This is a genomic window from Mesorhizobium sp. B2-4-19 (genome assembly GCF_006441315.1).
Classification (GTDB): domain Bacteria; phylum Pseudomonadota; class Alphaproteobacteria; order Rhizobiales; family Rhizobiaceae; genus Mesorhizobium.
In genome coordinates, this window is record NZ_VFUV01000015.1 from 142,482 (window position 1) to 152,535 (window position 10,054).

Consider the following 10,054-nt stretch of genomic DNA (forward strand, 5'->3'; position numbering starts at 1 on the left):
ATTTGACCGGCTTGCCTGATCCCCTTGATTCTGACCTCATAATTCACAAAAGGTATTGTCGATGCGCATGATGTTTGGTCGGCGGCTTGCGGCACCGGCGTCCGGTCAGGGCGCGGCCGAGCTTGGCGATCTGCCGGAATGGAACCTTGCCGACCTCTATGCCGGCATGGAGGCCCCGGAACTGAAGCGTGACATCGCAAAAGCCGCCGCCGACGCGATCGCTTTCGAGACCCGCTGGAAGGGCACGCTCGCCGCCGAGGCCGGGCGCGGCGGTGCCGGCAAGCTGGGCGAGGCGCTGGTCGCCTACGAGGCGCTGGAGGAACTGATCGGCCGCATCGTCTCCTATGCCGGCCTGGTCTATGCCGGCAACACCGCCGATCCGCAGCGTGCCAAGCTCTATGGCGACATTCAGGAGAAGATGACCGACGCCAGCGCGCATCTCCTGTTCTTCGCGCTCGAACTGAACCTGATCGACGACGACGCGATCGAAAGCGCACTCACCAGCGATCCCGCTTTCGGCCACTACCGGCCTTGGGTGCTCGACCTCAGAATGGACAAGCCCTACCAACTCGAGGATCGCGTCGAGCAGCTTTTCCATGAGAAGTCGATCACCGGGCGCGGCGCCTGGAACCGCCTGTTCGACGAGACGATGACCGACCTTCGCTTCGAGGTCGACGGCGAGGAACTGACGCTGGAGCCGGCCCTCAATCGCCTGCAGGATGCCGATGGCGAAGTGCGCCGCCGCGCCTCCGAGGCGCTGGCCGCGACCTTCCGCAAGAATTTGCGCACCTTCACCCTGATCACCAACACGCTGGCCAAGGACAAGGAAATTTCCGACCGCTGGCGCGGCTTCGAGGACATTGCCGATTCCCGCCATCTCGCCAACCGCGTCGAGCGCGGCGTCGTCGACGCGCTCGCCACCGCCGTGCGCGAGGCCTACCCGCGCCTGTCGCATCGCTACTACGCGATGAAGGCGCGCTGGCTCGGCATGGACATGATGAACCATTGGGACCGCAACGCGCCGTTGCCGGAGACGCCGCAATCGGTGATCGGCTGGGACGAAGCGCGCAACACCGTGCTGTCCGCCTATCAGCGCTTCTCGCCCGAGATGGCCGAGATCGCGCGCACCTTCTTCGACCGCAACTGGATCGATGCGCCGGTGCGCCCGGGCAAGTCGCCAGGCGCCTTTGCCCATCCGACCGTGCCGTCGGCCCACCCCTACGTGCTGCTCAACTACATGGGCAAGCCGCGCGACGTGATGACGCTGGCGCATGAACTCGGCCACGGCGTGCATCAGGTGCTGGCCGCCGGCCAGGGCGCGCTGATGGCCTCGACGCCGCTGACGCTGGCCGAGACGGCGTCGGTCTTCGGCGAGATGCTGACCTTCCGCTCGCTGCTCGAGCGGACCACCGACCGGCGCGAGCGCAAGGCCATGCTCGCCCAGAAGGTCGAGGACATGATCAACACGGTGGTGCGCCAGATCGCGTTCTACGAATTCGAGCGCAAGGTGCATGCCGAGCGCCGCAACGGCGAACTGACATCCGACAGGCTCGGCCAGTTCTGGCTGGAAGTACAGGCCGAAAGCCTCGGCCCGGCGATCAAGCTGCGCGAGGGTTACGAGGTATTCTGGACCTACATCCCGCACTTCATCCATTCGCCGTTCTACGTCTATGCCTATGCCTTCGGCGACTGCCTCGTGAACTCGCTCTACGCCGTCTACCAGAACGCCGAGCGCGGTTTTCAGGACAAGTATTTCGAGATGCTGCGCGCCGGCGGCACCAAGCATCATTCGCAACTTCTGGCGCCCTTCGGCCTCGACGCCACCGACCCCGCCTTCTGGCAGATCGGGCTCGGTGTCATCAGCGGCCTGATCGATGAACTGGAAACGCTCGACGGCTGAGACGCCTCTCGCTTGCAAAGAACAGTTTAGCCGGAATGCATGTTGGGACGGCACTGTTCTTTCGCTGAATATTTGTTCTTGAAGAACTCTAGGCGGAAGTTTTTCCCATAGCTTTCCACAAGCTCTATGATAGCCTTCGCGGCAAGCTCAGCCGGAGCCTACGCGGATCGGCGAGGGAAAATCTCAGCCGGCCGTGACGCTCAGGCGAACGCGACAACGGCCGTTGGCCATGGGCTGGAGAAGCCGATCGCCGACAGTTCGAACCAAAGCCGGCTGTTCTGCGAACCCGCGGAACCATCACCGAGTAGTCCATCGCCGAAGGTCATGACCCACGGCAGACGAATCTGACTGGAGAGAGACAATGGGCACTTTTTTCTACGTGGTCCTGGCGTTCCTTGTAGGCGTTTTGGTTGGCTGGTTCATCTGGGGTCGCCTGCGTGGTGAGCTCGACAGTTTGCGCGGCGACCTCGACCGCACCCGCGGCGAGCGCGACAAGCTGCGTGCCGACAGCGACCGCCTGACCGGCGAACTCAATGCATGCGGCAAGACCCGCGCCGACCTCGAGCGCCAGTTGCGCGACGCGCAGTCAGGTGGAACAAAGGCCCCCAGTCAGCCGCCGGCCGCCCTGATGTCAACGCCGGCGGCCGCCAAATCGGCTCCGGCGGCGGCCAAGGCTGCGCCTGCCAAACCAGCCGCCAAGGCTGCACCGGCGAAAGCCACCGCCGCCAACTCGGCTGCACCGAAGCCCGCGGCCGCCAAACCCGCGGCCTCCGCCGCTTCCTCGGCAAAGAGTTCGGCCGCGCCCAAGCCGGCAGCCGCCAAGAAGGCCGCACCGGCGGCAGCCAAGCCCGCGGCCGGCAAATCAGACAATCTGCGCCGGCTGATCGGTATCGGCCCGGTCAACGAGAAGTTGCTCAAGGCGCAAGGCGTCACCACCTTCGCCCAGATCGCCGCCTGGACCGCAGCCGACATCAAGCGGATCGAGGACGTGATGAATTTCGACGGCCGCATCGCCCGCGAACGCTGGATCGACCAAGCCAAGCTGCTCGCCGCCGGCGACGAGAAGGAATTCGCCAAGCAGTTTCCGACAGCCGGAACCGCCAGCAACACCTGAGCCGCAGAGACAGATCATCAAGCCGGCGGGGCCACAGGCCCAGCCGATTTCTTTTTTTGGCAGGCAGGGCCGCCACGAGGTCGGCTTTGAGGGGCAAGGTGCCGTTCCCTCGATTGCACGCGAGCGGCCCCCCATATAGAGCGATCGACGGCTTCATCGATCCCGGTCCCCATGTCCCTGCCCGCCGCCATTTTCCGTAACGACGAAAGCGCGCGTCAGCTCGTGTTCGACCGGCCGGCCGATATCATCGTCGCGCATGAGGCCCGGGATTTCGGGCCGGCGCTGGAAGCGGCACAGGCCGCGCACGACGCCGGCAAATGGCTGGCCGGCTATTTCTCCTACGAGGCCGGTTATCTGCTCGAACCGAAACTCGTTCCCTTGCTGCCGCGGGGACGCCGCGCGCCGCTGATCTGCCTCGGTGTCTTCGATGCTCCGGTCGAAGAAGCGGTACCCCCGCGCAACGCAGCAACCCCGAACGGCCCGATCTTCGATGCGCGGGCGGCCTGGTCATTCGAGGATTATGAGAAACGCTTCTCGCGGCTGCACCAGCACATCAGGCAAGGCGACTGCTACCAGGGCAACCTGACCTTTCCGGTGCAGGCGCAATGGTCTGATAACCCGCTTGCCGCCTTCGATGCGCTGACCGAACGCCAGCCGGTGAAGTACGGCGCGCTAGTGGCGCTGGGCGATCCGATCGTGCTGTCGCGCTCGCCCGAACTGTTCTTCGAGATCAATGCGGCCGGGATGATCGAGACGCATCCGATGAAAGGCACGGCCCCGCGCGGCGCGACCAAGGCCGAAGACGAGCGGCAGAAAACCTTCCTGCGCAATGACGAGAAGAACCAGGCCGAGAACCGGATGATCGTCGATCTCCTGCGCAACGATATCTCGCTGATCAGCGAGGTCGGCACGCTGGAAGTGCCGGAACTGTTCCGCATCGAGAGCTACCCGACCGTTCACCAGATGGTGAGCGACGTCAGGGCGAAGCTGCTGCCGGGCCTCACTGTCCGCCAGGTGTTTGCAGCACTGTTTCCCTGCGGCTCGATCACCGGCGCACCGAAGATCCGCGCCATGGAAATCCTGCACGATCTGGAGGGCACGCCGCGCGACGTCTATTGCGGCGCCATCGGCTGGATCGCACCCGGGGGCACGATGCGCTTTTCCGTGGCGATCCGCACCATCTCGCTCTTTGCCAGTGGCGAGGCCGTCTACAATGTCGGCGGCGGCATCGTCTTCGATTCGACGCCTGAGGAGGAGTATCAGGAGTGTCTGCTCAAAGCCCGCTTCGCGACGGGGACACCGCCGATTTCGAGCTGATCGAGACCATGCGCTGGCAGCCCGAGACGGGCTTCCTGCGCTTCGATCGCCACCTTGCGCGCCTCTATGGCTCGGCGGCGGAGCTTGGGTTTGCCTGCGATCCACAGAAGATAGGCGCAGTGTTGGGCAAGGCGGTCGACGGTGCCCGAACCGCCATGCGCACGCGGCTCGCCTTGGCGCGCAACGGCGACGCGACGGCCTCGGCACAGCCCTACGAACCGCTCGCCGCCGACAAGGTCTGGATATTGCGGCTGGCGCGGACACGGCTCGATTCGCAAAACACGCTGCTGCGCCACAAGACCAGCCGGCGCCAACTCTACACCCATGCCCGTTCCGAGTATCTCGTCACCCAGGCCGACGAGGTGCTGTTGGCCAATGAGCGCGGCGAAGTCTGCGAAGGGACCATCACCAATGTTTTCGCCGATTTCGGCGACGGCGTGCTGGCAACGCCACGGCTCGATTGCGGCCTGCTGCCTGGCGTATTGCGCGCCGAGCTTCTGGATGAAGGCCGGGCGGGAGAAGCGATCTACAGCTACGACGATCTGAAGTCGGCCAAGGCACTCTTCGCCGGCAATTCGCTGCGCGGCCTCGTTCCCGCAAAGTTGGTATGACTAGGAGAACGCCATGTTCGTCGTTTCGCTGAACTACAAGGTTCCTCTGGCCGAGATCGACCGACTGCAGGCAGCGCATGTCGAATGGCTGAAGGTCTGCTACGCGGAGGGCATCTTCATCGCTTCCGGGCCGAAGAAACCGCGGACCGGCGGCATCATCATCGCGCAATGCCCACGCGAGATCCTCGACGCCAGGCTGGCTGCCGACCCCTTCGCCAAGGCGGGCGCCGCGGACTACGAGGTCACCGAATTCCTGGTCAGGATGACCGCCGCCGATCTCGACGCCTTCAAGGAAGCATGAGCTTGGTCGAGGCCATGCCCACCCACACCCCTTATGACGGCTCGTCGAAGCTGTTCAACATCGGGCTGAAGCCGCTCGACCCGGCAAACTGGATCGAGGTCGACGGCTATCTTCTGCCCTATCTCGCCGAGAAGCGCCGGCTTTATGCCGAAATCCCCGAACGGGTTTTCGTCGAGGAGGACGGCACGAGGGACGCCCAGCAGGAAGTGCTCGACTTGCTCGGCGCGCATCTGCCGGAGCGATTTTCGCGCACCCATCGCCGCACCGATGCGGGCGTCGAGATCGTGGGCGCCGCGAACCACCCTGCTTTGCCTTCGGGTCTTGCCGACGCGCCACTGGTCGCGGCCTCGCTGCTGGTCCAGGAAGACCTGATCGTGATGCGCCGCGACGACAGCGGCTGGCGGCTCGCCGCCGGCTCGCTGTGCTTTCCCTCGTCCTGGTCGCTGCTCGAAAAATTCGGCAAGCCGCTGCAGCAGATTCACGAGCCCGTGCCGGGCTTCGGTCCGGGAACGCGTCCCGCCGAATTGATCAACCGCATGTTCGACGGCCTGCAGGGACAGGCGGTCGAGCGCTTCAACTGGTCGATCCAGGCCGACAATGCGCTCTACCATCCGCTGTCCAACGTCGAGCGCATCGACCGCGCCACCAACCGGCCGACGCGCTTCCCCGACGGTGATGTCAAGGCGCACGCGTTCATCCGAGTCGAACGGCAGACGCTGCGCAAGCTGCCGTCCTCGCGCGACATCCTGTTCACCATCCGCATCCATCTCGATCCGCTCGCCGTGCTGGCGCGACACCCGGACCGGGCGACGCTGGCACTGTCCTTTGCCGCCCAGCTCGAGGCGCTCGATCTCGACCAGCTTGACTACAAGGGCCTGACATCCGACCGCGACGGGCTGATCAAGGTCCTTAACCACATGGCCAGGGACGGCTAGCCACGGGTTGGCGCTTTTCGCTGGTTTATGACAATGATCTGTGATGTAGCGCATGACCGTCGGGTGAAAATGCCCGGGTTTTGCGGGTGTTTGCCCGGCTTTTGCATGTGTCTGAAGGAGTGCTCGATAAAATGGCGAATGAAAACTGGCCCGTTTACGGTGAGATCACCGGCCCTGTGGTGATGATCGGCTTCGGCTCGATCGGACGGGGAACGCTGCCGCTCATCGAACGCCATTTCAAGTTCGACAAGTCGCGCATGACGGTCCTCGACCCACGCGACACCGACCGTAAGCTGCTCGACGAGCGCGGCATCGCCTTCGTCCAGGAAGCGGTGACCGAGAAGAACTACAAGAAGCTTCTGACGCCGCTCTTGACCAATGGCGGCGGCCAGGGCTTTTGCGTCAACCTGTCGGTCGACACGGGCTCGGTCGACCTGATGCGTCTCTGCCGCAAGCTCGGCGTGCTTTACATCGACACCGTCGTCGAGCCGTGGCTCGGCTTCTATTTCGACGCCAAGGCCGACAATGCCAGCCGCACCAACTATGCGCTGCGCGAGGCGATGATCAAGGAAAAGCATGACAAGCCCGGCGGCGCCACCGCCGTCTCCACCTGCGGCGCCAATCCCGGCATGGTCTCGTGGTTCGTCAAGCAGGCGCTGGTCAACCTCGCCACCGATCTTGGCCTGGAGTTCTCGGAGCCGGCGCAGGAAGACCGCGAGGGCTGGGCCAGGCTGATGAAGAAGGCCGGCGTCAAGGGCATCCACATCGCCGAGCGCGACACCCAGCGCACCAAGAAGCCGAAGCCGATGGATGTATTCTGGAACACCTGGTCGGTCGAGGGCTTCATCTCCGAGGGCCTGCAGCCGGCCGAACTGGGCTGGGGCACGCACGAGACGTGGATGCCGAAGAACGCCAAGAAGCACAAGCACGGCTCCAAGGCCGCGATCTACCTGGAGCAGCCCGGCGCCAACACGCGCGTGCGCTCGTGGTGCCCGACGCCGGGAGCGCAATACGGCCTGCTGGTGACGCACAACGAGTCGATCTCGATCGCCGACTTCTTCACCGTTCGCTCGAAGAAGGGCAAGGTCCAGTACCGCCCGACCTGCCATTACGCCTACCATCCCTGCAACGATGCGATCCTGTCGCTGGACGAGATGTTCGGTGCCGCCGGCAAGCCTCAGCCGGTGCACCACGTGCTCGACGAGAACGAACTGGTCGACGGCGTCGACGAACTCGGTGTCCTGCTCTACGGCCACGACAAGAACGCCTACTGGTTTGGCTCGCACCTGTCGCTGGCCGAGGCGCGCAAGCTGGCGCCCTATCAGAACGCCACCGGCCTTCAGGTCACCTCGGCGGTTCTGGCCGGCATGGTCTGGGCACTGGAAAATCCCGATGCCGGCATCGTCGAGGCCGACGAGATGGACTACAAGCGCTGCCTGGAAGTCCAGTCGCCCTATCTCGGACCGGTCGAAGGCCATTACACCGATTGGACGCCGCTCGACCGGCGCCCGGGCCTCTTCCCGGAGGACCTCGACCGCAGCGATCCGTGGCAATTCCGCAACATCCTCGTCCGATAGCACCCTGCGCACCATGCGCCATTGCCTTGCAATCGCCCGGAAATCGGGCGATTGAAGAGATGCGGCCTGGGGCAGCGCGCGTCTCGCGGGACGCACGCCCGTTCCAGCACTTTGGACGTTCGCATCGTGCCTCTCAAAATCGAAACCGATTTTTGGACCGATGCGTTTGGAGAGGATTTAAGATGACTATTGCGCGCAAAGTTCTTTCGATGGGCGTGGCGGGTTCCTTTGCCATGATGCTCGCCGCCTGTACCACAGGCGGTCCCGAGGCACCGCCGATGGCGGCCGCGCCGAAAGGCGTCGAGGGTTCCTGGATCGATGCCAAGGGCACCGGCCTGTCGACCTTCACCGGCGGCAAGTTCACGACCGTCGCCACCGACACCGGCCAGAAGCTGTCCGATGGCAGCTACACGATGACCGGAGCCACTTCGGTCGAGATCAACGGGACGTCGCTGATCCGCCAGACGCCGGTCAGCTTCAACTGCCTGCTGATCTCCACCAGCCAGCTGAACTGCACCAGCTCGTCCGGCCAGAACTTCGTGCTGACGCGACGCGTCTGAACTAGCGAACGCTGGACCCGTCGAGGATGGCGGCCGATTGGCCGCCGTCCTTTTTTGCGCCTGCAAAGAGTGGCGGCATTTCCGCTTGCGTCAGCCGGAACGCGATGGGAACATGGTCAAAACGCTGGCTGTTATACCCCAGTCAAGCAAGGGCGCTAAACGCCTCTGATCAGTCTACCGGGAGACGAAGATGAAGAAGCTTGCCGCCATTGCCGTCCTGTCCGCATCGACGCTTGGCCTGTCGGCCGGCGCATCCTTTGCCGACTACACATTGAACATTTTGCATTTCAATGACTGGCACAGCCGCATCGAAGGCAACAACAAATATGAGTCGACCTGTTCGGCCGACGAGGAGACCAAGGGAGAATGCATCGGCGGCGCCGGCCGGTTGATCACGGCGATCGCCCAGGAGCGCAAGAAGCTCGAAGGCCAGAACGTGCTGCTGCTCAATGCGGGTGACAGCTTCCAGGGATCGCTGTTCTACACCACCTACAAGGGCACCGTGGAGGAGGAATTCCTCAACCAGATGAAACCCGACGCTGTGACGCTCGGCAACCATGAATTCGACGACGGCGAGAGCGCGCTGGTGTCTTACCTCGACAAGGCGAAATTCCCGATCGTCAGTGCCAATGTCGTGCCCAACGACAAGTCCGGCGCGGCCGGCAAGATCAAGCCGTCGATCGTCGTGGAGGTCGGCGGGCAGAAGATCGGCATTGTCGGCGCCGTTACCAATGATACGCCCGAACTCGCCTCGCCCGGTCCCAACATCGCGATCGCGGACGATGTCAAATCGATCACCGCCGAGGTCGAGAAGTTGAAGGCGCAAGGCGTCAACAAGATCATCGCAGTGACCCATATCGGCTACAACAGGGAACGCGACATCATTGCCAAGATCCCCGGCATCGACGTGGTTGTCGGTGGCCACAGCCACACGCTCTTGTCGAACACCGATCCGAAGGCGGCGGGCCCCTACCCGACGATGGTCGACAACCCGGACGGCTACAAGCTGCCGGTGGTGCAGGCGGCCTCCTATTCGAAATATCTCGGCGAGTTCAAGGTGGTGTTCGACGACAATGGCGTCGTCAAATCGGCCAGCGGCGACCCGATCTTTCTCGACAAGTCGATCACGCCCGATCCCGCCGTGCTCGCCCGCATCAAGGAACTCGGCGCGCCGATCGAGGCTTTGAAGAACAAGGAAGTGGCCGAGACCACCGACGTCATCGACGGCAGCCGCGAGAATTGCCGCGCCAAGGAATGCGCGATGGGCAACCTCGTCTCCGATGCCATACTCGATCGCGTCAAGGGACAGGGCGTCGAGATCGTCATCTCCAATGGCGGCGGCCTGCGGGCCTCGATCGACAAGGGCACCGTCACCATGGGTGAGGTGCTGACCGTGCTGCCGTTCCAGAACACGCTGGCGACCTTCCAGATTTCGGGCAAGGACCTGGTCGCCGGGCTGGAAAGCGGCCTCAGCCAGATCGAGGACGGCGCCGGGCGCTTCCCGCAGGTGGCGGGCCTCAAATACGCCTTCGACAAGTCGGTCGCGCCCAATGCCGGCCGCGTCAAATCCGTCGAGGTCATGGAGAACGGCACCTGGACGCCGATCAAGCCCGACAAGGACTATCTCGTCGCCACCAACAATTACGTGCGCCAGGGCGGCGACGGCTACAAGGTTTTCGCCGAAAAGGCCAAGAACGCCTACGATTACGGCCCCGGTCTCGAACAGGTCGTGGCCGACT

At 63.8% G+C, this 10,054-nt stretch carries 9 protein-coding genes; all 9 read left to right on the forward strand.

Annotation, left to right across the window (positions count from 1 at the left end; genetic code table 11):
- The first annotated feature begins 61 nt into the window (after nucleotides 1-61).
- Complete coding sequence (locus FJ546_RS23175; protein WP_181168057.1) at nucleotides 62-1,900, forward strand: M3 family oligoendopeptidase; 1,839 nt, start codon at nucleotides 62-64, stop codon at nucleotides 1,898-1,900.
- Between the two features lie 361 nt (nucleotides 1,901-2,261).
- Nucleotides 2,262-3,014, forward strand: a complete 753-nt coding sequence (locus tag FJ546_RS23180; protein ID WP_140891451.1) for a proton-conducting membrane transporter — start codon at nucleotides 2,262-2,264, stop codon at nucleotides 3,012-3,014.
- Between the two features lie 171 nt (nucleotides 3,015-3,185).
- Nucleotides 3,186-4,331: an aminodeoxychorismate synthase component I gene (locus tag FJ546_RS23185; protein WP_140891452.1), complete on the forward strand. Its 1,146-nt coding sequence runs from the start codon at nucleotides 3,186-3,188 to the stop codon at nucleotides 4,329-4,331.
- A complete protein-coding gene (locus FJ546_RS23190; protein ID WP_140891453.1) occupies nucleotides 4,280-4,942 on the forward strand; it encodes an aminotransferase class IV family protein in 663 nt (220 codons plus the stop codon). Before FJ546_RS23185 ends, FJ546_RS23190 begins: the two co-directional genes overlap by 52 nt.
- A gap of 13 nt (nucleotides 4,943-4,955) precedes the next feature.
- Entirely contained in the window at nucleotides 4,956-5,243 is a 288-nt protein-coding gene (locus FJ546_RS23195) for a YciI family protein (RefSeq protein WP_140891454.1), read from the forward strand.
- Nucleotides 5,240-6,178: a DUF3445 domain-containing protein gene (locus tag FJ546_RS23200; protein ID WP_140891455.1), complete on the forward strand. Its 939-nt coding sequence runs from the start codon at nucleotides 5,240-5,242 to the stop codon at nucleotides 6,176-6,178. Before FJ546_RS23195 ends, FJ546_RS23200 begins: the two co-directional genes overlap by 4 nt.
- 131 nt (nucleotides 6,179-6,309) lie before the next feature.
- Nucleotides 6,310-7,755, forward strand: a complete 1,446-nt coding sequence (locus FJ546_RS23205) for a homospermidine synthase (protein WP_140891456.1) — start codon at nucleotides 6,310-6,312, stop codon at nucleotides 7,753-7,755.
- Nucleotides 7,756-7,937: 182 nt separating this feature from the next.
- Nucleotides 7,938-8,315, forward strand: coding sequence for a hypothetical protein (locus FJ546_RS23210; protein ID WP_140891457.1), 378 nt, complete (start codon nucleotides 7,938-7,940; stop codon nucleotides 8,313-8,315).
- 190 nt (nucleotides 8,316-8,505) lie between these two features.
- Nucleotides 8,506-10,054 (forward strand): bifunctional UDP-sugar hydrolase/5'-nucleotidase (locus FJ546_RS23215; protein ID WP_140891458.1); only part of this gene is annotated, 1,549 nt, incomplete at its 3' end.

Coding starts and splice junctions, on each gene's coding strand:
- FJ546_RS23175 (WP_181168057.1), top strand. CDS start 62: ATGCGCATGATGTTTGGTCGGCGGCTTGCGGCACCGGCGTCCGGTCAG.
- FJ546_RS23180 (WP_140891451.1), top strand. CDS start 2,262: ATGGGCACTTTTTTCTACGTGGTCCTGGCGTTCCTTGTAGGCGTTTTG.
- FJ546_RS23185 (WP_140891452.1), top strand. CDS start 3,186: ATGTCCCTGCCCGCCGCCATTTTCCGTAACGACGAAAGCGCGCGTCAG.
- FJ546_RS23195 (WP_140891454.1), top strand. CDS start 4,956: ATGTTCGTCGTTTCGCTGAACTACAAGGTTCCTCTGGCCGAGATCGAC.
- FJ546_RS23200 (WP_140891455.1), top strand. CDS start 5,240: ATGAGCTTGGTCGAGGCCATGCCCACCCACACCCCTTATGACGGCTCG.
- FJ546_RS23205 (WP_140891456.1), top strand. CDS start 6,310: ATGGCGAATGAAAACTGGCCCGTTTACGGTGAGATCACCGGCCCTGTG.
- FJ546_RS23210 (WP_140891457.1), top strand. CDS start 7,938: ATGACTATTGCGCGCAAAGTTCTTTCGATGGGCGTGGCGGGTTCCTTT.